Below are 23,505 nucleotides of genomic sequence, written 5' to 3'. Positions count from 1 at the left end.
ATTATTCCTTAATTGCTCCTTACTTATAATCCCTGGCGCATCGGAAGCCCAGGTTCCTGCCGCCATAGGCTGCCTTCATGCTGCCCCGAAAGGCATAGCGCATAAAGGCGGCATAGTTCATCAGGTCGCTGGCGTTGACCGAGGCACCGCCGCAAAATAAATTGCCATCATCACCCCGATCCTTCCGCGATTCGCCGGTCAGAAAGGTGCTGTTAAAATCTGCTGTCCACTCCCAAACCAAGCCATGCATATCATAGACCCCCCAATAGTTCTTGAAAGTACTGCCAACCACGTTGTTATATGTTCGTGGGCTCTCGTACCAATTCAGGATATATTGGTTGTATGATTTCTTTGCGCGTGCGTCCAAGGTCTTTGCATCCGACATGGCGGCATACTCCCATTCATCCACCGTGGCCAAACGTTTCCCCATACGCTCACAGTATTTCTTCGCTGCATACCAGGATACGTTCGTCACCGGCGCATTTGGTTTCGCATCCCCGTAATCCAGGTCGGACTTCCAATAGGCCAAATAGCTCTTGTTGGCAAATATGGTCTTGATCTGCGATTTTGTGAAGGCCTTATTCTGTTTGAGAAACTCCAAGTACTGGGCATTGGTAACGGGATAAACATCCAGGTAAAAGGACTTGACCTGTACTGGCTGCTTATCTGCCGACCCATAGAGCGGCACAAAGCTCCCTTTTTTCACCAGCACCATTTCTTGCGAAAGTGCTGGCGGAAGGGAAAGTATCCCAAACAAAACAATCAGGAAGGTGAAGCATTTAAACATAGCGATCAGGGTTTTGGGGGCAAGGTCGTTCAGGACCTTGCCCCTGATTTCTTATTTTTCTCGACGTTTCTTTATGTCCGCTGGCGTCACAACGGTTTTGTTGTTCCCCCAGTTGCTGTACACATAGTTCAGCACATCGGCCACTTCTTGATCCGATAGCGCCTGACTAGGCATGACAGAATTATATTTCTCGCCATTCACGGTTATTTCTCCCTTCAGGCCGAACAGAACCGCATCAATGGATTTATCCTTGTGCTTATTGAGGTAATCGGATTTTGCCAATGGCGGGAATACCGCCTTGATCCCCTGCCCTTCACTTTGGTGACAGGCCAAACAGGTCCTGGCGAAGATGGCCTTTCCATCCTTGATGGATTGATCGGTTGTCTTGTTCTCAATGACCTCTACCTTTTTCTTCTTCGGCATTTTCTGGATGGTACCACCCTCAGGTAGATAGATTCCTTCCATGATCTTTCCGGAATAGATCTGGTGGTTTTCCTCACCTTCTACCTTCATCATCCCGAGCGCTCCCTTATTGAAGGCGCGGAAAATGGAGTGATCGACGAGCACCAATGTTCCCGGTACATCCACCTTAAACTCCACGATGGCAGAACCTCCGGCTGGGATCATCGTGGTCTGGATATTCTTATTGATCAGGTCTCCCCCTTCAACATGCACCTTGTCAAAGATCTCTCCGATCACGTGGAAGGAAGACACCAAGTTGGGGCCACCATTACCGACAAAGAGGCGAATGGTTTCACCCACTTTTGCCTGAAGGGCATTTTCATTGACCAATGCATTCACATTGCCATTGAACACCACATAATCAGCTTCTTCTTTGATCGCTTTGTTCATATCGAATGGTTGCAATCCTTTGTCGCCATAGCCACCTTCGGTATAGAAGTCCCCCTGCATCACGTAATATTCGCGCTCCACGGGTGGCAATCCACCTTCTGGCTCGACCAGGATTAGGCCGTACATTCCATTTGCGATGTGCATACCCACGGGAGCTGTGGCACAGTGGTACACATACAGTCCGGGGTTGAGACACTTGAATGAGAACGACACCTCATGTCCAGGCGCCACCAGGGAAGACTCCGCACCACCGCCAGGACCGGTTACGGCATGCAGGTCAATGTTGTGCGGCAGTTTGTTGTCCGGGTGGTTCTTCAACAGAAACTCCACCTCATCCCCAACGCGGGTACGGATAAACTGTCCCGGCACGGTTCCACCAAAGGTCCAATAGGTATAGCTTACGCCATCCACCATTTCGCCCTCAAGTTCGAGGATCTCCAAGCTTACCTTAAGCTTGGCGGCATCCCGTTTGCCAATAGGTTTTGGAACATGCGGCGGGGATGTCAGTTCGGCTACGAACTCCCCCTTTACCGGTATCTTGCTGGTATCGGTTGCCTTATTTTCGGCAGGTTGGCTGCAGCTCATAAATGCAAGGCCAAACCCCATCAGCATACTGAAAATTTTGAATTTCCTTTTCATATAGTAGATGTTAATTTGTATTCTTTTTATCCTTTCCTTTTAACTAAAAATACCCTAAAAATCGCGCATAAAATATGACTGTTACCATGCAAAAAAGCGACCTTCGTTACATTTTTATGACAATTCAAAAACCGCCCGTACATAATAAAAAACCGCATTTTTCACCAAAAAACGGAGGGGCTATGCACGATAACCTCTCCGTTTACTTAATTTAATTTTCGAACGCTGTTTTACGTTCCATGCGGGCGCATGAATATGGAGTCATAATGAGGAGATTCTAAAGCAGGGTCTCTTCCAATTTTATGGATTTGGGGAATAGGATATTATTCTCCAAATGGATATGTTTATGAAGATCTTGTTCAAATTCGCGCAACATATCGAAAGCTACCCGGTAGGTGCTGCAAGCATCATCCGGCGCAGTATAGTTGTTCGATAATTCAGCAATCTTTTCAAAGCGGTTACCCTCAGCTTCGTGCTCGTGGATCATCATCCAGATGGGATTCTTCACCGATCCGAAACCAGGCTGCTGGTAGGCATTGCGATCTGTTTTGGACTCTTCCAATTTTTCAATATACGGGAACAGCACCTTTTCCTCCTTTTCCAGGTGATGGCCAAGCTCCACCGCGCATTCCTCAAACAGTTTATTGATCTCAAGTAATTCCGGATGCCGCTCACCATGGACCTTCGCAATCTTGTTGAGGTAGGTCAGCAATACAGGAGTTTTCTCACGTACATACCGGTGGTGAGTTTTCACGATATAAGATGCGAGGAGATCCGTAGGCCAAGCATTAAAGTCGATCTGTTCCTGACCGCCTTCCTGCAGGACAGCATTCACCTCCGCCAACAGTGCTTCGGCATCGATGCCCTTTTTCTCGGCAGCCTTCTCCAAGCTAATCTGTCCACCGCAACAGAAGTCCAATCCATATTTTGTGAATACCGCAGCAGTCTTGAAATTCTTAGCTACGATATCGCCTATTTTTTCATTCATTAAATTTTCCATGTTATTGTTATTTTTTGTTTTTAAGGGTTAAATCAAATACGAACCAAGCGATGGCGAAGACACCGATGGCGAACACCACATCCCCCGGTGTACGCATCCATTTCAGGAAGACCATTCCCGGTTGCTGCATCAGCTCGGCAGACCGGGCATACCACATGCCCTTGCCAATACTTTCAATGGCCTGCCAAACACCCACCGGCAAAAGGCTAAGGAGCGCCATACCCAAGAGACCGATATTCAATCCCCAAAAGCCGACCTTGATCAGTTTGTCATTCCACTTCACATTGCGATACAAGCTTCTGAGCACGAACAGCATCAAGCCTATTCCTAACATCCCGTACACTCCGAATAAAGCGGTATGTCCGTGAAGCGGTGTGGTATTGAGACCTTGTACGTAATAGAGTGCGATTGGCGGATTGATGATGAATCCAAAGACCCCTGCTCCCAAGAAATTCCAGAAGGCCACGGAAATCAGGAAGTAAATCGGCCATTTGTAATCCTGTAGCCACTTGGTCGCTTTGGAGATCTTGTAATTATGGTAGGCCTCAAAACCGATAATGGTCAATGGCACAACTTCCAACGCACTGAAGGTAGCTCCCAATGCCATAACAGCTGTTGGTGTTCCCGAGAAGTACAGGTGGTGGAAAGTCCCCAAGATCCCCCCGGATAGGAAGATAATGGTGGAGAACAGTACACTTGAGGTTGCGCTTTTCGGTTTCAGCAATCCGAGGCGAACGAAAAGGAAAGCCATCACCACGGTAGCAAACACTTCAAAGAAGCCCTCTACCCACAGGTGTACCACCCACCAGCGCCAATATTCGGCAATGGCCAAGTTGGTCTGTCTTCCCCACATTAGCCCTGCACCATAGAACAGCGCAATGGCTGAACAGGAAATCAGGAACATAATGATCAGGTTCTTCTCTTCACCTCCGCGCCTCAATACCGGCAGCAATGGTCTGATCATCAAGGCAAGCCATACAAAGAGGCCGACAAACAGGAAGATCTGCCAGAATCTGCCCAGATCGACATACTCATATCCTTGGTGCCCGAACCAGAAGTTCTCCACAAGGTTCAATTTTTGCATGACCCCGAACCATTGTCCGATCATGGACCCCGCAACGATAATCAATAGCGCTATGAACAGGAAGTTTACGCCGAACACCTGGAATTTCGGATCCTTTCCGGATACCGCCGGTGCGATATAGAGGCCTGTTGCCAGCCAGGCTGTGGCGATCCAGAAGATAGCCAGCTGTGTATGCCAGGTCCGCGTTACAGCATAAGGAAGAAACTGGTCGATCGGAATACCGTACAGCCCGTCGCCTTCCACACCATAGTGCGCCGTAACAATCCCCAACCCCACTTGCACCAACATCAAGAGGCTCACCACCCAGAAGTATTTTTTCACCAACCGCATGGATGGTGTTACGCCTTGTCGCAGTAACGGGTCTTCCGCGGGATACAGCAATTCATCATCCTCCCCGGATTTCACTTGGTAGAGCACGAGCGCACCTACACAAAAGATCAAGAGGATAATACTTACCCCCGACCAGGCCAGCAGGTCCATGGTCATTTCATTGCCCACGAGCTTCTCGTTCGGCCAGTTGTGGGTATAGGATACTTCGGCATCCGGACGGTTGGTAACCGTTGCCAAGGTTGCCCAAAAGAAAAATGCGTTCATCTGCTGCATGCGGGTAGCATCCTGAATGGAATTTACCGGAATGGCATAATCTTTCCGCAATTGATCAAATTTGGGGTCATCCGTGAACAGACCTGCATAATAAGCGGACAGTTCGCGGTATGCTGCGATCCTATCGGCATCGATGGTTAGGGTTTTTGTCGCCGGATCGTAGGTGTTCTTTCGGATATTCTTTTTCAAGCGGGTCGAAAGTAAGGCCTGCTGTTCCTCTTGGAGGGCATCGTAGGGTTTTGCATATTCCCGTTGTGCATAGATTCCGAGGATATGCAAAGCCTCGCGATGCAGGTAATCAGCTGTCCAATCCGGTGCGACGTATGCGCCGTGCCCCCAGATGGAACCCACTTCCTGACCACCGATACTTTGCCAGATATTCTGCCCATCCCGAATGTCATCACCGGTAAACAGTTGTTCGCCATTTTCATCGACGACCGCTTCGGGAACGGGTGGTGCTACTTGGTAGATCTCATACCCGTAGTACAGCAATACCCCGAAGGATATCAGCACCACGAGGATAAAGGACCACCATAATTTTTTCTCTCTTGTCATGATACGAAGGTTTGGGTTTTAAAAAACCAGTGCAGCCTTACGCTGCACCAGTTTCACTTGTTCAACTATTCGGCTATAATCTTTCCTTTCATGATTCCGGCATGGCCTGGGAACGAACAGATGAAATCGTAGGTCCCAGCTTTATCCAGTGTAAATTCGATCTTACTCTCTTCCCCGCCACCGATCAGGTCGGTATGCGCGACGATATCGCTGGATTGCGGGATATAGTCAGTCGCTTGTGCTTTCAAGGCTTCTTCGGTAAACTTGGCGACATCAGCCCCTGATTTCAGGACGATAAGGTTATGGCCCATTACTTTTTTATCCATTTTGCCGACATGTTTTAGCGTCAGGCTTACAGGCTCTCCAGCTTTGACGTGCAGTTCACTCACATTGAATTGCATTTGGTCGTTGCTTTCCACAGTTATCGTGTTTGACGTTGCGGCAGCCGTTGTTGACGGGGTGGACGCAGGTGCTGACGTTTCAGCGGTTGCTTCCGTTGTATGTGCGCTATGGTCGACTTCGCTGGACTTTCCTTGGTCCGCGTTGCCGCATGAAGCGATCACTAAACTGGTTAATAATGCGATTGATCCGATGTTGAATAATTTTTTCATGATATGTGCTTTATATTTAAGACAAATTTGTCTTTTTTAGGAATGCTAAAAAATTCCCTTGGTCACATTTTTCCGTGATAGATATAATATTTCAATAACAGCGCGATAAATCTTACTTTTGCAAGCATGAATTATTTGATCGTAGGCTTAGGGAATATCGGCAGGGAATATGCCGACACGAGACATAACATTGGTTTTATGGTAGCGGATGAGCTTGCCAACCAAGCGGGCAGCACCTGGTCTACGCTGAAGCATGCGTACTATACGGAGTACAAGCAGCGCGGCCACAATGTGGTGGTGATCAAACCTACGACATTCATGAACCTGAGTGGGAAAGCCGTTAACTATTGGATGCACGAGCTGAAGGTGCCCATCCAGAATGTTTTGGTTATCGTTGATGACCTGGCGATACCGTTCGGATCACTGCGCATTAAACCCAAGGGTTCTGCAGCCGGGCACAATGGTCTTCGCTCCATAGAAGCCAGTGTCGGTAGCCAGCATTACCCACGTCTGCGTTTCGGGATTGGCGACAATTTTTCAAAGGGCCGTCAGGTGGACTATGTCCTGGGTCCGTTCGATAAAGAGGAAGCCCGTGAGCTCCCGGCCCTGATCGAGCATGCCGTGAAAATGGTGAACAGCTTCATCAACATCGGGATCGAGTTGACCATGACCAACCTGAACACCAAATAATATATTATTTTTTCGGGTCTACCCCTTTTATAATTCGGCATTTTTCGGTATCTTATAGACAAATATTGAACTTATCGCCATGGATAAAATTAGACCATTCATTGCCATTCCGGTAGTCCTTGTGTTTTTGATTTGGGGGTCGACACAGGCTTTTCATTTGCTAAGTGAAGCGAATGACTGGGATGTTATTGCTGGAGTTGGCCTACTTATCCTTTTAGCTGCCGTACTTTATAAATTTATACTATATCTAATTAACAAACCAATTTAATGAAACGTAACCTCATCGCGCTTAGCGCAACACTTATTGTGGCTTTTATTGTCTGGGTTTCCTGTACGGAGCGTATTGACGCAGGATATGAGGGCATCAAAGTCAAATTGTACGGTTCGGAAAAGGGTGTTCAGGACGTCAGCCTAGTTACCGGCCGCGTATGGTACAACCCGGTTACCGAATCCATCTATGAATTTCCGACCTATGTACAGACCGTAAACTACGAGAGCTTTACCGTGAATGCCAAGGATGGTTCTGTATTTTCGGTGGATCCTACCCTTTCCCTTCGGGTAAGCTTGGGCAGTTCCCCAAAGATTTTCACCAAATACCGCAAACCGGTTGAGGAGATCCTGAACATGACCTTGGTGAACCACATCAAGGATGTTTACCGTATTGAATTCAATAACTACAGTACGGATTCGATTATCAGCAATCGCGAACGTTTTGAAGCGGGTGTACAGGATAAGATGAACAAGTTTCTGGCTCAGGAAGGCTTTGTGCTGGAGCAATTGACCAGTGGCATCCAATACCCGGAATCCATCACCCAAGCAATCAATGCCAAGAATGCGGCCATACAGAAGGCACAACAGGCCGAAAATGAGCTGAAAGTGGTAGAGGCCGATGCCAAGAAGATGATCGTGCAGGCGGAAGCAGAAGCCAAAGCCAACGAACTTAGGCAGCAAACCCTATCACCATTGATCATCCAACAACAATTTATCGAGAAATGGGACGGATCAACGCCATTGTACGGCAACAGTCCGGTAATTTTCAAGGATATCAAATAATCAAAATAGCAGCCCAAGGGCTGCTATTTTTTTGCCTAATTTGATGGGGTTAAAAAATATAGATTGTTAAAAATTCCGATTACTTTCTCTTGGCGTTCTTGGTTGTAATAATGATCGCTCCATGCTTGCCCTTCTGACCGTATAGGGATGTTGCAGAAGTTGGACTTATTGTCTCAAAGCTATCAATTTCCGCGGCATTGATTTTCTGGGTCTCTTTGAAGGAGCTTTCCTTGCCATCGATAAAATATAGTGCATCCCTTGCATTCCCAGAATTTAGCGAATGTCCTAAGATTCGAATGCGGTGGGGAATACTTTCGGCAGCGGAAGAATTATCTTCAGTTTTGTCAGGACGCTTGTAGCCCTGCACCGTTATTTCTGTCAGATCCTGTTGTTTCGCCTCGAACTTCATCCCTTCCCCATTATGTAACCGTTGTGGTTTCGACTGGAATCCCTGTACCGTTATAACGGTATCTGTCTGTTGTCCGCTGACAGTCAACCCTGGTATATTCTTGACCTTTTTGGATCTGAACTCAACTCCTACCTGCGGTGTCCTGGGCATAAAACGATCTGCAGGAAGGTTACCCCTGACAACAAGGGCGCCATATTTTGCTTCCTGACCGTATTTCTGTACAGCCTCCGGACCTTTTATGATTTCCACGGACGACATTTCCTCGAGCGGAACATTTATTATGGAAGCTTCCTTCGACAGTTTTTCTCCATTATAGATTATCACAGGTCTCCGAAGATCTACGGTAATCCGTTCCACTTTGGGGCGGAATTCAGTATTTGTCCCCTGTTCCATGTTGCCTTTCTCACGGACGATTACTTCGTCGGTAGATTCCTTCAAATTCACTATAATGGAATCTGGGGTTCCCATGTCCCTGGCGATATGGACCCGATTGACCTCTTGCTTGGTGGTATCCGGGAGCTTAATGGTCATCACCCGGTCCATCTGTTCGACCACGTCGGCATCCTGCAATTGGATGACCACCTTTTCAATCTGAGCCTCTGCCCTGTTTACTGAAAAACTGATGCCGGTAATGATCAAGATTGGGAGGAGAAAGGCGTACTTGCCCAGCTCCACCTTCGATGAGCGTTTTTTGTTCATCATCATAATGCGCTTTTTTAAGGTTTTAAAATTAAACTGGTTGCTGATGTCCACACGAGCACCCTGCTTGGTGACATGCAGCAGCGAGTATTGGTAAGCCTGTCGGTCCACACCTTTATCCAGCACTTGTTGATCAGTCAAGAATTCCAGATTTTGACGTACGGATTTGCGCATTAGCCATACGAAAGGATTATACCAACAGGTTATCAACACCATTTCAAACCAGAGGACGTCGATACTGTGAAGGCCTTTCACATGGACGTATTCGTGCTTGAAAATATCGTTCAGCTCCAGGTCATGGTGCTGCTCCTGATGGAGATAGATTTTATTGAAAAAGGAAAACGGCGTAATGGGAAAAACCACGTTACGAAAGAGGTATTGCCGCCAATGGGCAGGTTTGGAGTGCCAATGGATACGCAGCAGGCTCAATAACTGCATGAGCAATTTTGTAAAGAACACGGTTGCCCCCAACAGCACTGTGTAGGTCAATAGATCGACGAAACTGAATTGGGTGGCCTGCTCCACCTCCACCGCCGGGAGATAACTATAGAAAATACCCTGAGGGAGCTCGAGCTTGTCCGCAAACCAAGACTTTACATCTAAGAATGGGTACAGGAAGGCGTACATTGAGCCAAGCAACAGATACAGCCTGTTGAGCCTGTAGAAAGTTAGCCCTTTCAACAAACCTTGGTAACCCAGGAACAGCAACGCCAAGAGCAGGTTCACTTGAATGAGGTAGGTCAGTATCGCTTCCATCGTTTAAGATTTTTGGTTCTTGATCATACTCATGATTTCCTCCAACTCTTCGGAACTCAGCTTCTCCTCCTTCACAAAGAAGGAAACCATTTCCTTATACGAATTCTTGAAATAATCGCCGACGAAGGAATTCATGAACTTGGCTTTATACTCTTCCGCCGATACCATGGGTTCATACCGCTTGGCATTAGCGTACTTCACGGCTTTCACATAGCCTTTTTTTTCCAGGTTCCGGATGGTGGACGCCAGGGTTGTATAGGGCATTTGACCGTCTTTAAGATTCTCCAGGATTTCCCGGACAAAACCACCATTCAATTGCCAGATCGACAACATCGCTTCTTCTTCTTGCAAGGTTAGCTTTTCCATAGGTCTACGTATTTTTCACTAATTTACGAACTTTTCGTAGACGTCCAAATATTTTAACATTTTTTTACGCGTTTAGGGATTGATTGTCAAGCGATAGTGGTGCGATTCAAGGGATCAATTTGCATTCGATATCGATAATGGAAAAGAATTGGCTGTTCTGAACAAATGCCTTGAAAAAGTGGCTAATATTTAGCCAAAATGACGAATTTGTGTCATTTATTATCGACGCCGGGGGTAAAAAATAGAAATCAATTTTATACATTTGTAAGAATACGATTAAAGTAATATCACTATAAATACAAGAAATTAGATTATGTCTGAAACTGCATCTATTAACTTAAATGGGACTACATTTGATTTCCCTGTTATCACGGGAACGGAGAATGAAAAAGCCATAGATATTTCAAAATTAAGAGACCAATCAGGATACATTACCCTAGACCCGGGATTTAAAAACACAGGATCGACAAAGAGTGCCATTACCTTCTTAGATGGAGAGAAAGGTGTATTGACCTACCGTGGTTATGCGATCGAAGATTTAGCGGATAAATCTACTTTCTTAGAGGTTGCCTACCTATTGATTTATGGCGAACTTCCAACGAAGGATGTATTGGAGAAATTCCGTGCGGACATCCGTTCGCAGATGATGATCCACGAAGACATGAAGAATTTCTTTGCTGGATTTCCATCCAAATCTCACCCGATGGGTCAGCTTTCTTGTTTGGTAGGTGCGCTATCGGCATTCTATCCAGAATCTTTGAACCCGAACCAAACGGACGAGGAAGAGAACAAGATGATCATCAATCTTTTGGCGAAAATGCCAACGATCGTATCTTGGATCCAGAAGAAATCTTTGGGCCATCCGGTAGTTTATCCGAAAAACAACTTTGGCTATATCGAGAATTTCTTGAACATGATCTTCGGCGAAGTAAATCAGGAGAAAACTTTCGACCCAGTAGTAATCGATGCGATGCATAAATTATTGATCTTACATGCGGACCACGAGCAAAACTGTTCGACCTCTACGGTACGTATGGTAGGTTCATCAAACGCAAACATGTACGCATCCATTTCCGCAGGTATCAATGCCCTTTGGGGTCCATTGCATGGCGGTGCCAACCAAGCGGTAATCGAGATGTTGGAAGCGATCAAGAACGATGGCGGCGATGCTGACAAATACTTGGCAAAAGCAAAAGACAAAAACGATCCATTCCGTTTGATGGGATTTGGACACCGTGTATACAAAAACTTCGACCCACGTGCTAAAATCATCAAGAAAGCATGTGACGATGTGTTGGAAAAATTAGGCGTTCAAGATCCGGTATTGGATATCGCGAAACGTCTGGAAGAAGCAGCACTGAGCGATCAGTACTTCATCGACCGTAAATTGTATCCAAATGTTGACTTCTACTCCGGTATCATCTACCGTGCACTAGGTTTCAACTCGGATATGTTCACCGTATTGTTCGCATTGGGCCGTCTTCCGGGATGGATTGCACAATGGAAAGAAATGCGTGACAACAAGGAGCCAATTGGCCGCCCTAGACAGGTGTACATTGGTGAGAACCTTCGTCAATACGTTCCTATCGCAGATAGAAAATAAGAATTTCATACAAGCATGTAAAAGCCGGATCCTTCACAGGTCCGGCTTTTCTGTTTTTCAATCATACCTGTGAAATGATTACAGGTTAGAAAATGAAAAAGGCCTTCTGTTGAAGGCCTTTTAAATATCTAATTTTCCAAAAATGGATTTAATTTCGAACTGAAATACGTTTTACGATGGTCTCTGATCCACTCGACACACGAACGAAGTAAAACCCATCGGTCAATTTCTGGTGTGTCTCGAACTGCAGGTTCTGTACGCCAGCTTCCAGGGAACCATTGTGAAGACTCAAGACCTCATTCCCCAGGGCATCCATCACCCGAATGCTTACCGTACTGGATTTGCTCAATTTGAATTGAACAGCTACCTGATCGGCAATGCCGTTGTAGAATACCTTTACATTATTGATCAACTTTTCGTTCTCCTCCGGTTTGTCTGCGGAAAAATCAAATGCCGTCACCGTGGAAGAAGTGGAAGTGGATAAACTAGAAGCTTGAGCATATCCTGCTAAACCTAAGCAAAGACATAGGTTACAGACTGCAAGACGTGATATTTTTCTCAATTCTAATTTCATAGTAAAAGTTGGATATAGGAACTAGGTCAATGGTTTAATCAAAAATAAACATTTAATCCTTATTTCCTAATGCAAAACTAAAAAAATTTACTTTTTTTATGAGCAAAAACTATACCCTTTAACAATTTTTAACAAGAAAATACGTTGTCGCAATAAAAGTAGTAATATTGCACTCAATAATTGACACAAAACTAACGCACAATCTATATGTCATCAGACCATAAACACAATCTCAACAAACTTAGTTGGGGCGGTTTATTAATCAGTTTAGGTATCATATTTGGAGACATAGGCACATCCCCACTCTACGTATTCAAGGCAATTTTCAACAAGGGAGAAATCCAGGAACTCATGATCTATGGCGGTCTGTCCTGTATCTTCTGGACTTTAACGCTTCAGACCACGGTAAAGTACGTCCTGATCACCTTGAATGCGGACAACAAGGGCGAGGGCGGTATTCTATCGCTCTACTCTTTGGTTCGGAAAAAGGCGAAATGGCTAATTATTCCGGCTATTATCGGAGGTAGTACGCTCCTGGCCGATGGGATGATCACACCGGCCATCACGATTTCTTCGGCCATCGAGGGTTTGGTGATCAAAACGCCAAATTTCCCGACAATCCCCGTGGTGGTGCTCATCATTTCCTTCCTCTTTATCATCCAACGGTTCGGAACGAATATCGTGGGTCGGGTCTTTGGTCCGTTGATGATGATCTGGTTCACCACGATTGGTGTATTGGGTGTCTCCTATTTGGGACACAGTCCGGATATTTGGAAGTCCCTCAATCCGTATTATGCCTACCAACTGCTGGCGACCTATCCCGATGCATGGTTTATCCTGGGTGCCATCTTCCTGTGTACCACGGGTGCTGAAGCGCTGTATTCGGACATGGGCCATGTGGGCAAGTCCAACATCCGCATCAGCTGGATCTATGTGAAGATTATGCTGATCCTGAACTATTTCGGACAGGGTGCATGGCTTTTGGAGCACAACGGATTGTTATTGGGCGAAACCAACCCATTCTATGCGATTATGCCGGATTGGTTTGTGATCTGGGGGGTTACCATTGCGACCATTGCGGCGGTCATTGCCAGTCAGGCCATGATTTCGGGATCCTTTACCCTGATTGCTGAAGCGGTACGCCTGAATATATGGCCAAAAGTGGCAATCCGCTACCCGAGTGACCACAAGGGACAGATTTATGTACCTTCAGTGAACCTCATCCTGTATTTGGGCTGTATGTTGGTCATCTTGGTCTTCCGAGAATCCAGCAATATGGAGGCTGCCTATGGTCTGGCCATCAACCTGACCTTTATCATGACCACCATCCTGATGACGGTTTTTATGATCCGCAAGCGGATCAATGCGGTATTGATCGGTCTTTTTGCAACGGTTTATACCATCATCGAGGTGGCATTCCTAGTCGGAAATATCAGTAAGATTGCGCATGGTGGTTGGTTGACCCTGCTGTTGGCGATGAGTCTGTTCATTGTGATGTATAGCTGGTACGGCGCACGGAAAATTAAGAATCGCTTTGTGAAGTTCGTCAATATCCGGGACTACTTTCCTATTCTGTCCGAACTCAGCGAGGACAAATCCGTTCCCCTGTTCGCCTCCCATCTGGTCTACCTGACCAGTGCGAACAACCTGTACGAGGTAGAATCCAAGATCACCTATTCCATCATCAACAAGAAAGCGAAACGTGCCGATGTATATTGGTTGGTGCACGTGGATGTCATGGACAACCCGCATACACGAGAATATAAGGTCACCCAATTGATTCCTGGGAAATTGATCCGCATTGACTTCCATCTCGGTTTCCGGGAGGAACAGAAAATCAGCTTGCTTTTCCGTAAAGTAGTAGAAGATATGGTGAAAAATGGAGAAATCAATATCACCAGCAACTATGAAACCCTGAAGAAGCACAATATCCCTGGCGATTTCAACTTTGTGGTACTCGAGAAAGTCATCTCCAAGACACACTTCCTGAAATGGAACGAGAAGATCATTACGGAAATCTATAAAATATTGAAGAAGCTCAGCCTCTCCGAGGAGAAAGGTTTTGGCCTGGATAGCAGCTTCGTAACGCTTGAGCGCGTGCCACTGACCATTCCGAACACGGAAGAAGTCAAGCTGACACGGTTATAATAAATAACGCCTCAACAAAAAGCGCCTGTGATACTCTTCACAGGCGCTTTTTTATGCTTTAAAAATATATCTCTTGATTAAACTGTCCGATTATACCGTTTTTTCTTCCTCTCTGTTTCTGAGTTTGGAATGCTTATAGCCATACCCAAAATAGATAACCAAACCGGCCAATAACCACAGGATAAAGATGATCCAGTTGCTCGCTCCAAGCTCTGACATCAGGTACAGATTGATGAGGATTCCCATTACCGGCAAGAGCGAGAAATTATGTTTGAAACTGAGGTAACTCAGCACCAACCATGTCAACCAGAAGAATATGACCAGCGATTTATGCAAAAGGATATTGGCAGAACCCATCTCCATCCAATGAGAAACTGTTTCTCCGCTGAATTGATAAACCAGAATGACGCCGATGATAAATCCAATCCCGACGATATACTTCCCATTCACATAAGGCACCTTAAATTTGGAGCGTTTGGAAAGACCTGAGGCATCCATATACAGCACACCGCAACATACCAGGATAAAGGCGAAGAAAGTCCCCACGGACGTTAAATCCACAAAGAAATCCATCTTGAAGAACAAGGCCGGTACGGCAACCACGATACCTGTTACGATTGTCGCAAAGGATGGTGTTTTATATTTCGGGTGGATGGTGGCAAATTTCTTCCACAGCAATCCGTCCCGACTCATGGTCATCCAGATCCGCGGTTGTGCCAATTGGAACACCAACAATGCGGATGTGATCGCAATGACAGAAGTAACCGATATTATACCCGCCATGTGGTCAAATCCGACATATTGGAAAACATATGCCAATGGATCCTTAACGTTCAATTCGGTATAATTCACCATCCCCGTTAGGACGAGGGTTATGGCCACATACAGTACAGCACAGATAAGTAGGCAATAGATCATTGCGCGCGGCAGATCGCGCTGCGGATTCTTACATTCCTCCGCTGTGGTAGAAATGGAGTCGAAGCCGATAAAGGCAAAGAATACCGCAGCCACCCCACTCATTACGCCACCCAAGCCATTGGGAGCAAAAGGCACCCAGTTTTCAGGTTTCACAAAGAAAATACCACCAAGGATAACTGCCAGAATAATCCCGACCTTCACCAGGACCATGAAGTTACTGGCCTTGCGGGACTCTTTGATTCCGATGTATACCAACCAGGTCACAAAAAATGTGATCAAGCCGGCCGGAAGGTCAAAGATGATGGGCATATCCAAAATCCGAGGAGCCGTTTCATAGGCCTGTAGGGCAACTTTATCGATGGATTCCATTTTATCCAACCCTACTTCCAGGAATTTCTGGTGGGCATCTAGGGCATATCCCGGCGCCATGGTCAGCCATTTGGGGAGGTGTATACCGAATCCTTCCAGCATCGATACGAAATATTGCGACCAGGAGATCGCCACCACCATATTGGAAACTGCATATTCGAGCACCAATGCCCAACCGATGATCCATGCGAAAAGTTCGCCGAATGCCACATAGGCATATGTATAGGCCGATCCGGAAACCGGAACCGTACTGGCAAACTGTGCATAAGATAGTGCTGTGAAAACACAGGCAAAGGCCACAAAGACAAATAATAAGGAGACTGCGGGACCTCCGTTGTAACTCGCCAGTCCGATGGTACTGAAAATACCGGCACCGACGATTGCGGCAATACCCAAGGAAACCAAGTCCCGGACACCAAGGACTTTCGCTAAGCCCGAGCCGCCATGTTCCGCATCTGAAAGAATCTGATCTACGCTTTTCTTTCGAAATAGCCTATTAGCCATATTAAGTTAATTTTTATTGGAGTTTCAACAAAAGTGAAAAAATTTATGACAAATACGTCAAATTATCCTGAATATATGCATATACATCTTTAAAATCATGCATCCGCTCCTCCGTATAGGAAAGCAGTACTGCCGTCATTCGCTCATGTACATCTGCCGTCACCTCGAACTGCCAAATCCGTTTTGAAATATTAATCAAAGGCTTTGAAATCTGTTCCAAGTCTTTATATTCGAAAATATAACGCCATGCAATAAACTTATCATAAAAGGTCAGGAATCCATCCACATCTGGAACCCCTATGGTTATTAAATAATTTTTGAGCACCGTGCGGTTGACATTGGCAAGGTTCTCATATAATCGGGAAACATTCACCAATTCATGTTTGATGAGCAAATGATCCAAAATCAGTTCAATGGCAATATGGGCTAGGAAGGTTCCACGGATAGGGAGATCGGCAATGACGGGATCAAGCTCCTTCCGCAGGTAATGGCTGTGATCGATGAAATAGGTGCTACTATGGAATAGTTTATCGACTTCCACATGCCGGTACCACCCTTCGGACAGCTCAACGCCCAGCGGATGGGTAAACAACTGCTCTTCGAACCGTTGGGGGTGGAAGGTATAGCTCTTATCGAAGTTCTTCAGTAAATCTGGTAGTAGGGAGCCCACTACCCGCTCCGGATGGGTTGCAAAACGTTCAAAATAGAAATGAGAAAGAAAATTCATCCAAGCGCTCCTAGCAATTATTATCTGAAAGATACATTATAATCTCGTATCTTTGCAATCTTAATTAAAAATAATTTAAGGGTTATATTATGAACTTTGTAGAAGAACTACGCTGGAGAGGCATGCTTCAAGACATCATGCCAGGAACAGAAGAATTGTTAAACAAAGAACAAGTGGCGGGCTATATCGGCTTCGACCCAACAGGCGATTCCCTACATGTTGGTCATTTAACCCAAATCATGACGTTAATCCACTTTCAGCATGCAGGCCACAAGCCTATTGCTTTGGTTGGTGGGGCAACGGGAATGATTGGTGACCCTTCATTTAAATCGGCAGAGCGTAACCTTCTTGATGAAGCAACGCTGAAACACAATGTCGCATCGTTGAAAAACCAATTGGTCAAATTCCTGGAATTTGGCGAAGGTGAAACGGATGCGAAGATGGTGAACAACTACGATTGGTTCAAAGACTTCAGTTTCTTGGAATTTATCCGTGACGTTGGAAAGCTGATTACCGTGAATTACATGATGGCCAAGGATTCGGTTAAGAAACGCCTAGAGGGGGAGAACGGTTTATCCTTCACGGAATTCTCGTATCAACTGATTCAAGGGTATGACTTCTATTATCTTTGGAAGAACCATGGCTGTAAAGTGCAGATGGGTGGCTCCGACCAATGGGGTAACATCGTCACAGGTAGTGAGATCGTACGCCGCCAGGAACAGGGTACCGTATTCGGCTTGACTACCCAGCTTATCAAGAAATCCGATGGGCAGAAGTTTGGTAAAACGGAATCCGGCGCAGTATGGCTGGATGCGAAGAAAACTTCTCCATATAAATATTATCAATTCTGGTTGAATGCAACGGATGATGACGCCAAAAACTGGATTAAGATCTTCACGTTGAAACCGAAGGAAGAAATCGATGCCATCATTGCTGAGCATGACCAAGCACCTCATATGCGTTTGGTGCAGAAGGCATTGGCGAAGGATATCACCATTCGTACACACAGTGAGCAGGATTATGAAACTGCAGTGAAGACGTCGGAGTTCCTATTCGGAAACGGAACACTGGATTTCTTGTCCAATCTGGACCATGAGGCTGTTCTTGAAGTATTCGATGGTGTCCCTCAGTTTGAGATTGCCAAGGATAAACTTGCCGCCGGCATCAATATCCTGGATCTCCTAGCTGTAGATTCACAGGTATTCCCTTCCAAAGGGGAAGCCCGTAAAATGCTTCAAGGTGGTGGAGTTTCGTTGAACCGTGAGAAATTGAACGATATCGAAATGACCGTCAACACGGATCAACTCATCAACAACAAATACCTGATCGTGCAGCGTGGTAAGAAAAACTACTACCTGATCACCGTTCATTAATAGCAACACACAAGAAAAGCCCCGAATTATCGGGGCTTTTTACATATTTGTTTCAAGTAAATCTAAGGAAGTTTAATCTGTTGAAGTTTCAACTCCGGTTGTTTAGTTTCCTTATTAAGAACGGAATAAATGACAAATGTATAGATGGCTTGGTTCTGCAGCCATACCTTTTCTTCCACAGCAGCCAATTTACTATCAGCCGAACTAACCGAAAGCTCCATATTGGCCCCTTGTTTTACTTCTACGAAGTTACTGATGGGCGTAGTAAAGGAATGCGATTGGACGCTCGATTGATTTTTATAGTCCAATTTGACTTTTAAGCCCTGCACAAGGTTAACAAAACGAATTTTTGCGAAGCCATCTTTAGGTTGGAGGATATCATCCTCGGAAACATAATAGTCTTGTGATCCTTTCCCCCAGAAGAAGATGGAATAGAATTTAGACCCCAGAAAATGGTGCTTGCCTTTGGCATAGATTGCATTTGGACTGAAGGATTTCAGTTCAATGGCTTGTTCGCCTGGGAAGACCGTTCTGTAAGCCAGGTTGGTCCCTTCACTGAAGATCTCCCCGTCTCGATTTACGACCTGCCCCGCAATCATCAGCTCCAAACTATCGCTTCCACCGATAGCATTGAACGCCGAAACACCGGCAAAGCTACCTGGAGCATCTAATTCATCTAACGCATTATCTTTGGAACATGAGCTTGTTATGAGGCAAAAAACAAGGATGGTGAAAGAAATGATATATTTTGGAATGGACATATTATTTTATAAATCTTAAATTTCAAATATACAACGATTTTGGAAAGCTTATTGCTACATGGATACGTAATTCAATACCAAGGAACCTGAAAAGATCGTACAATTTAGCCCCTGTCTGAATATATCGACATTTTAAACAAAAAGTAAGGACCAACCTATGGGTTATGATTCGTATACTTTAAGGTTTTTTTTTAAGTTTGTACTAAAGAAAATAGCGTCATTTAATGGCAAAATTAAACACATTCAAAAACAGCAGTGGTTCAACTGGGACTAAGAAGGCGAAGAATACCACGCTATCCTATCAAAAACGCAGTCGGACAAAGTCTTTTGACCAATTCAATTTTTCGGAAGGTCAGAAAAAGGCACTTAAAATATTAGGTTTATTCTTATTGATCCTTGCCGGTCTATTTACCGTAGCATTTGTCTCCTACCTCTTTACGTGGCAGGCAGACCAAAGTTACATCGCTCAGAGTAACGGTGGCTGGAGCACTTTAATGAAGACTACAGAGGAAATCAACGATGAAGCGGTCGAGACCCCAGTCGTAGAAAATAAACTCGGAAAGTTTGGGGCCCTGTTGGCCAACCAATTCATGTATGAATGGTTCGGTATAGCCTCCTTCCTGTTTATCTTGGTGATCTTTGTCATCGGCTATAAGTTTCTCTATAAACGTTCGATCCTGCCAGTATGGAAAACGATCATCTATTCCGCAGTATCCATCATCATTCTTTCCGTGACCTTGGGCTTCGCACAGGATTTCATCTCCAATACGCCCCATATCCTGGAAGGTAAATTTGGATTCTGGACGAATCAGATTTTGAAATCACAGATTGGCGTCATCGGAACTGCAGGGCTCTTGATCTTTATCATCCTGACCGCTCTGGTACTGATCTACAACCTGGATCTGAAGTTCTCCTTCCAGTCCTTACGCAACAGCAATGGAGATGAGGAGTACGATGAGGAAGATGAGGAAGAAGACCTTGCAACCACCAATCAGGCACACCAAAATCACATCAATAAAGTACGTGATAATACGGCTCAGGTAGCCACACATACGTACAACCACGTTGAAGAGGAAGTGATAGAAGAAGAGGAAGAGGGCGATGTGGACAACATTGGATTAAAAACGGAACCTGTGGAGGATAACACCGTTTCTTTACCGTTGAACACGATAAAACCCAATACCAATTTCGGGCAAAATAACCAGGAAATTGAGCTGACCATCGACCCACCTGCGCCGCAGGAAAAAGAAGTCGTGGCTGAACCCGCGCTTACCGTAGCGAAAGTGATCGAGGAAAAACCGATCACGGCCAATGATCTTGTGGAAAAATTCGGCGAATATGACCCTAAGTTGGATCTCTCCGGATACCAGTACCCTACCCTTGATCTTTTGAAAGATTACGGAACTGGCAAGATCACGATCAACCAACAAGAGCTTGAAGCGAACAAAAATAAAATTGTTGAAACCTTAAGGAACTACAGCATTGAGATCGAACACATCAAGGCGACTATTGGTCCTACGGTAACCCTTTACGAGATTATCCCGAAACCGGGGGTTCGTATTTCCAAGATCAAGAACCTGGAGGATGATATTGCCCTAAGCTTAGCGGCCTTGGGTATCCGTATCATTGCGCCAATGCCTGGAAAGGGCACCATCGGTATCGAGGTTCCCAACTCGTCACCGGAGATGGTTTCCATGCGCTCTATCTTGGCCACGGAGAAATACCAGAAAACCGACATGGACCTGCCTATAGCTTTAGGAAAGACGATTTCCAATGAGGTGTATATTGCCGATTTGGCGAAGATGCCTCACCTTTTGGTGGCGGGTGCGACGGGTCAGGGTAAATCCGTTGGTATCAACGCGATCTTGACGTCGCTGCTGTACAAGAAACATCCTGCGGAGTTGAAGTTCGTTCTGGTCGATCCGAAGAAAGTGGAGCTTTCTCTGTTCAAAAAGATCGAACGCCATTTCTTAGCAAAACTACCAAACGAGGATGAAGCGATTATCACGGATACGAAGAAGGTAATCAACACCTTAAATTCCCTATGTATCGAAATGGACCAGCGTTATGATCTGTTGAAGAACGCGCAGGTCCGGAATTTAAAGGAATATAATGTAAAATTTATCAATCGGCGATTAAACCCTGAGGAGGGTCACCGATTCTTACCGTTTATAGTTCTTATTATTGATGAGTTTGCCGACTTGATGATGACAGCAGGTAAAGAGGTGGAAACACCGATTGCTCGTCTGGCGCAGTTAGCACGTGCGGTAGGTATCCACTTGGTCATTGCCACGCAACGGCCATCCGTGAATATCATCACAGGTACGATCAAGGCCAACTTCCCGGCTCGTTTAGCATTCAGGGTATTGTCCAAGGTCGATTCCAGGACTATCCTGGATAGTGGTGGTGCCGATCAGCTGATCGGACGCGGGGATATGCTCCTGGCGACAGGAAGTGACCTGATCCGTATCCAATGTGCTTTTGTCGATACGCCGGAGGTGGACCAGGTTTCCGATTTCATCGGATCCCAACGCGGTTACCCGTCAGCACATCTCCTACCGGAATATGTGGGCGAAGATGGAGGCTCCGACGTTTCGGACTTCGATCCGGACGATCGCGACCAACTGTTCGAAGAAGCAGCACGCCTGATCGTCATGCATCAGCAAGGCTCAACATCATTAATTCAGCGCAAGTTAAAATTAGGTTATAACCGCGCTGGAAGAATCATCGATCAACTGGAAGCTGCAGGTATTGTAGGTCCATTTGAAGGCAGCAAGGCCCGCGAGGTCCTCTACCCGGATGAGTATTCATTGGAACAGTATTTGGAAACGTTAAGAAAAGATTAATGATGAAAAAACTACTTTTTGTATGTATCGCCTTCCTGGCAGCAACCACAGGTTTTGCACAGGACAAGGCTGCAAAAGCACTTTTGGACGAAGTATCCCGTAAATATGACGGTTATAGCACGATTCAGTCGGATTTCAGCTTTAAAGCTACTCAGAAGAATGGCGAAAGTTATAACGACAAAGGCCAGCTCTTTCTGAACAAGGGTGCAAACAAATACAAGATCAACCTGCCTACGCAGGAATTGATTTCCGATGGGAAATCGGTTTGGTCTGTACTGAAGGAAGATAAAGAAGTTCAGGTATCTGAAGCGGATAACTCCGGTCAATCCATAGGACCGAACAATATCTTCACATTCTATAGGGATGGCTACAACTACGTGAGCAGCACCGATGAAAGTGCAGGCAAAGTCGGTAAATTAACGGTTATCGACCTGTCTCCAGCGGATACCAAGAGCAACTATGCAAAGATCAAGCTGAGAATAAACAAGAACAAACACATCCACGATGTGACAATATTTGATAAATCGGGAGCCAAATATACCTATACTATCAACGGGTTATATGTAAACTCCCCAATCGCAGATGCTGCCTTCCAATTCCAGAAAACAAAATATCCGGGATTTGAATTGGTCGATCTGAGGTAACAAAAAACGGGAGCTCTTAGGAGCTCCCGTTTTTTGTTACAGTATGTAGTAGTTAGAATTAAGTAGTTAGACCTAGGGCGGAATTGCAAAGTACACTTATCTCTTTAGCCAAATTTTGCACCTCGCCCACCCTTTTTGTTACAGTTTGTAGTAGTTAGAATTAAGTAGTTAGACATAGGGCGGAATAGCATGAAGGAAATTAGGATATTCTTCAGCCAAATATTGCACCTCGCTTACCCTTACTATCTCACATCTCAATTCTCATATCTCAAATCTAACAACTCGTATCTCATATCTATCCTCAGTAGACCAGCTTTCCGGCAGTACTTTGTCGTACCTGGTCGAGGGATACGCCTTCGTGGAGTTCAAGGACTTTGAATCCTCCCTCTGGGACGATTTCGAATACCCCGAGTTCCGTCACGATTTTCTTTACGCAGCGTACTCCGGTGAGGGGCAGCGTACAGGACGGAAGAAGCTTGGATTCTCCAGCTTTATTGACGTGCTGCATGGCAACAATAATGTTTTCGGCACTGGCAACCAGATCCATGGCTCCGCCCATTCCTTTGACCATCTTTCCTGGGATTTTCCAATTGGCGATATCGCCATTTTCGGAAACTTCCATCGCACCGAGGATGGTCAGGTCGACCCGCCTTGCGCGGATCATTCCGAAGCTCATGGCCGAATCAAAGAATGCAGAACCTGGTAGGGTTGTGATCGTCTGTTTTCCGGCGTTGATGTAGTCTGCATCCTCCTCACCTTCCAACGGAAAGGGTCCCATGCCCAACAAGCCGTTTTCACTCTGTAAAACAACATTGATCCCTTCGGGAATATAGTTAGCCACCAAGGTAGGAATACCGATACCCAGATTGACGTAGTATCCATCCTTAACTTCCTTGGCGATTCGTTTCGCGATTCCAAATTTATCCAGCATAGC

19 protein-coding genes are annotated in these 23,505 nt (G+C 45.6%); 7 read left to right on the top strand and 12 right to left on the bottom strand.

Features of this window, described 5'->3' with window-relative positions:
• Positions 1 to 19: 19 nt before the first annotated feature.
• The 5 genes from G6N79_RS06610 to azu form a co-directional block, all read right to left on the bottom strand.
• On the bottom strand, positions 20 to 787 hold the full coding sequence (locus tag G6N79_RS06610) for a formylglycine-generating enzyme family protein (protein WP_200818810.1): 768 nt from the start codon (positions 785 to 787) through the stop codon (positions 20 to 22).
• 51 nt (positions 788 to 838) lie between these two features.
• Entirely contained in the window at positions 839 to 2,278 is a 1,440-nt protein-coding gene (nirK, locus tag G6N79_RS06605) for a copper-containing nitrite reductase (protein WP_103906888.1), read from the bottom strand.
• Between the two features lie 277 nt (positions 2,279 to 2,555).
• Positions 2,556 to 3,278, bottom strand: a complete 723-nt coding sequence (gene ric / locus G6N79_RS06600) for an iron-sulfur cluster repair di-iron protein (protein ID WP_103906887.1) — start codon at positions 3,276 to 3,278, stop codon at positions 2,556 to 2,558.
• A gap of 7 nt (positions 3,279 to 3,285) precedes the next feature.
• Entirely contained in the window at positions 3,286 to 5,520 is a 2,235-nt protein-coding gene (locus tag G6N79_RS06595) for a nitric-oxide reductase large subunit (RefSeq protein WP_200818809.1), read from the bottom strand.
• Positions 5,521 to 5,585: 65 nt separating this feature from the next.
• Complete coding sequence (azu, locus tag G6N79_RS06590) at positions 5,586 to 6,131, bottom strand: azurin (RefSeq protein ID WP_103906885.1); 546 nt, start codon at positions 6,129 to 6,131, stop codon at positions 5,586 to 5,588.
• Positions 6,132 to 6,257: 126 nt separating this feature from the next.
• Between azu and pth the strand changes: the two genes are divergently transcribed.
• The gene (gene pth / locus G6N79_RS06585) at positions 6,258 to 6,821 is read left to right on the top strand and encodes an aminoacyl-tRNA hydrolase (RefSeq protein ID WP_103906884.1); all 564 of its coding nucleotides are present in this window, start codon (positions 6,258 to 6,260) and stop codon (positions 6,819 to 6,821) included.
• Positions 6,822 to 7,088: 267 nt separating this feature from the next.
• On the top strand, positions 7,089 to 7,874 hold the full coding sequence (locus G6N79_RS06580; protein WP_103906882.1) for a prohibitin family protein: 786 nt from the start codon (positions 7,089 to 7,091) through the stop codon (positions 7,872 to 7,874).
• Between the two features lie 79 nt (positions 7,875 to 7,953).
• Here the strand turns inward: G6N79_RS06580 and G6N79_RS06575 are convergent, their stop codons facing one another.
• Positions 7,954 to 9,738 (bottom strand): M56 family metallopeptidase, encoded by a 1,785-nt coding sequence (locus G6N79_RS06575; RefSeq protein ID WP_103906881.1) that lies wholly within the window; start codon positions 9,736 to 9,738, stop codon positions 7,954 to 7,956.
• Between the two features lie 3 nt (positions 9,739 to 9,741).
• A complete protein-coding gene (locus G6N79_RS06570) occupies positions 9,742 to 10,104 on the bottom strand; it encodes a BlaI/MecI/CopY family transcriptional regulator (protein ID WP_103906880.1) in 363 nt (120 codons plus the stop codon).
• 313 nt (positions 10,105 to 10,417) lie between these two features.
• Between G6N79_RS06570 and G6N79_RS06565 the strand changes: the two genes are divergently transcribed.
• Positions 10,418 to 11,707: a citrate synthase gene (locus G6N79_RS06565; RefSeq protein WP_103906879.1), complete on the top strand. Its 1,290-nt coding sequence runs from the start codon at positions 10,418 to 10,420 to the stop codon at positions 11,705 to 11,707.
• Between the two features lie 148 nt (positions 11,708 to 11,855).
• Here G6N79_RS06565 and G6N79_RS06560 read toward each other — a convergent pair whose 3' ends face one another.
• A complete protein-coding gene (locus tag G6N79_RS06560; protein ID WP_103906878.1) occupies positions 11,856 to 12,281 on the bottom strand; it encodes a T9SS type A sorting domain-containing protein in 426 nt (141 codons plus the stop codon).
• Positions 12,282 to 12,488: 207 nt separating this feature from the next.
• Between G6N79_RS06560 and G6N79_RS06555 the strand changes: the two genes are divergently transcribed.
• Positions 12,489 to 14,429, top strand: a complete 1,941-nt coding sequence (locus tag G6N79_RS06555; RefSeq protein ID WP_103906877.1) for a KUP/HAK/KT family potassium transporter — start codon at positions 12,489 to 12,491, stop codon at positions 14,427 to 14,429.
• A 90-nt stretch (positions 14,430 to 14,519) separates the two neighbouring features.
• Here the strand turns inward: G6N79_RS06555 and G6N79_RS06550 are convergent, their stop codons facing one another.
• Positions 14,520 to 16,220 (bottom strand): amino acid permease, encoded by a 1,701-nt coding sequence (locus G6N79_RS06550; RefSeq protein WP_103906876.1) that lies wholly within the window; start codon positions 16,218 to 16,220, stop codon positions 14,520 to 14,522.
• Between the two features lie 43 nt (positions 16,221 to 16,263).
• Positions 16,264 to 16,947: an ACP phosphodiesterase gene (locus G6N79_RS06545; RefSeq protein ID WP_103906875.1), complete on the bottom strand. Its 684-nt coding sequence runs from the start codon at positions 16,945 to 16,947 to the stop codon at positions 16,264 to 16,266.
• Between the two features lie 89 nt (positions 16,948 to 17,036).
• Here G6N79_RS06545 and tyrS point away from each other — a divergent pair, with 89 nt between their 5' ends.
• Positions 17,037 to 18,320 (top strand): tyrosine--tRNA ligase, encoded by a 1,284-nt coding sequence (tyrS, locus tag G6N79_RS06540; RefSeq protein WP_103906874.1) that lies wholly within the window; start codon positions 17,037 to 17,039, stop codon positions 18,318 to 18,320.
• A 62-nt stretch (positions 18,321 to 18,382) separates the two neighbouring features.
• Here the strand turns inward: tyrS and G6N79_RS06535 are convergent, their stop codons facing one another.
• Positions 18,383 to 19,081: a DUF4397 domain-containing protein gene (locus G6N79_RS06535; RefSeq protein WP_103906873.1), complete on the bottom strand. Its 699-nt coding sequence runs from the start codon at positions 19,079 to 19,081 to the stop codon at positions 18,383 to 18,385.
• Positions 19,082 to 19,305: 224 nt separating this feature from the next.
• On the opposite strand from G6N79_RS06535, the gene G6N79_RS06530 reads away from it, so the two are divergent.
• Together G6N79_RS06530 and lolA1 are read left to right on the top strand one after the other, a co-directional pair.
• Complete coding sequence (locus G6N79_RS06530) at positions 19,306 to 21,927, top strand: FtsK/SpoIIIE family DNA translocase (protein ID WP_103906872.1); 2,622 nt, start codon at positions 19,306 to 19,308, stop codon at positions 21,925 to 21,927.
• Positions 21,927 to 22,571, top strand: coding sequence for an outer membrane lipoprotein periplasmic chaperone LolA1 (lolA1, locus tag G6N79_RS06525; RefSeq protein ID WP_103906871.1), 645 nt, complete (start codon positions 21,927 to 21,929; stop codon positions 22,569 to 22,571). The genes G6N79_RS06530 and lolA1 overlap by 1 nt, the downstream gene beginning before the upstream one ends.
• Before the next feature lie 301 nt (positions 22,572 to 22,872).
• Here lolA1 and G6N79_RS06520 read toward each other — a convergent pair whose 3' ends face one another.
• Entirely contained in the window at positions 22,873 to 23,502 is a 630-nt protein-coding gene (locus G6N79_RS06520; RefSeq protein ID WP_103906870.1) for a 3-oxoacid CoA-transferase subunit B, read from the bottom strand.
• Between the last annotated feature and the right edge of the window lie 3 nt (positions 23,503 to 23,505).

Source organism: Sphingobacterium lactis (assembly GCF_011046555.1).
Lineage (GTDB): Bacteria > Bacteroidota > Bacteroidia > Sphingobacteriales > Sphingobacteriaceae > Sphingobacterium > Sphingobacterium lactis.
The sequence above is the reverse complement of the archived record's forward strand: the minus strand, read 5'-3'. Positions and strand labels throughout refer to the sequence as shown.

Excerpts from the sequence above, each read along its gene's own strand:
- G6N79_RS06565 (WP_103906879.1), top strand. The coding sequence starts at position 10,418 with ATGTCTGAAACTGCATCTATTAACTTAAATGGGACTACATTTGATTTC.
- G6N79_RS06550 (WP_103906876.1), bottom strand. The coding sequence starts at position 16,220 with ATGGCTAATAGGCTATTTCGAAAGAAAAGCGTAGATCAGATTCTTTCA.
- pth (WP_103906884.1), top strand. The coding sequence starts at position 6,258 with ATGAATTATTTGATCGTAGGCTTAGGGAATATCGGCAGGGAATATGCC.
- tyrS (WP_103906874.1), top strand. The coding sequence starts at position 17,037 with ATGAACTTTGTAGAAGAACTACGCTGGAGAGGCATGCTTCAAGACATC.
- G6N79_RS06520 (WP_103906870.1), bottom strand. The coding sequence starts at position 23,502 with ATGCTGGATAAATTTGGAATCGCGAAACGAATCGCCAAGGAAGTTAAG.
- G6N79_RS06575 (WP_103906881.1), bottom strand. The coding sequence starts at position 9,738 with ATGGAAGCGATACTGACCTACCTCATTCAAGTGAACCTGCTCTTGGCG.
- G6N79_RS06570 (WP_103906880.1), bottom strand. The coding sequence starts at position 10,104 with ATGGAAAAGCTAACCTTGCAAGAAGAAGAAGCGATGTTGTCGATCTGG.
- ric (WP_103906887.1), bottom strand. The coding sequence starts at position 3,278 with ATGGAAAATTTAATGAATGAAAAAATAGGCGATATCGTAGCTAAGAAT.
- G6N79_RS06595 (WP_200818809.1), bottom strand. The coding sequence starts at position 5,520 with ATGACAAGAGAGAAAAAATTATGGTGGTCCTTTATCCTCGTGGTGCTG.
- azu (WP_103906885.1), bottom strand. The coding sequence starts at position 6,131 with ATGAAAAAATTATTCAACATCGGATCAATCGCATTATTAACCAGTTTA.
- G6N79_RS06530 (WP_103906872.1), top strand. The coding sequence starts at position 19,306 with ATGGCAAAATTAAACACATTCAAAAACAGCAGTGGTTCAACTGGGACT.
- G6N79_RS06560 (WP_103906878.1), bottom strand. The coding sequence starts at position 12,281 with ATGAAATTAGAATTGAGAAAAATATCACGTCTTGCAGTCTGTAACCTA.
- nirK (WP_103906888.1), bottom strand. The coding sequence starts at position 2,278 with ATGAAAAGGAAATTCAAAATTTTCAGTATGCTGATGGGGTTTGGCCTT.
- G6N79_RS06535 (WP_103906873.1), bottom strand. The coding sequence starts at position 19,081 with ATGTCCATTCCAAAATATATCATTTCTTTCACCATCCTTGTTTTTTGC.
- G6N79_RS06545 (WP_103906875.1), bottom strand. The coding sequence starts at position 16,947 with ATGAATTTTCTTTCTCATTTCTATTTTGAACGTTTTGCAACCCATCCG.
- G6N79_RS06555 (WP_103906877.1), top strand. The coding sequence starts at position 12,489 with ATGTCATCAGACCATAAACACAATCTCAACAAACTTAGTTGGGGCGGT.
- G6N79_RS06610 (WP_200818810.1), bottom strand. The coding sequence starts at position 787 with ATGTTTAAATGCTTCACCTTCCTGATTGTTTTGTTTGGGATACTTTCC.
- lolA1 (WP_103906871.1), top strand. The coding sequence starts at position 21,927 with ATGATGAAAAAACTACTTTTTGTATGTATCGCCTTCCTGGCAGCAACC.
- G6N79_RS06580 (WP_103906882.1), top strand. The coding sequence starts at position 7,089 with ATGAAACGTAACCTCATCGCGCTTAGCGCAACACTTATTGTGGCTTTT.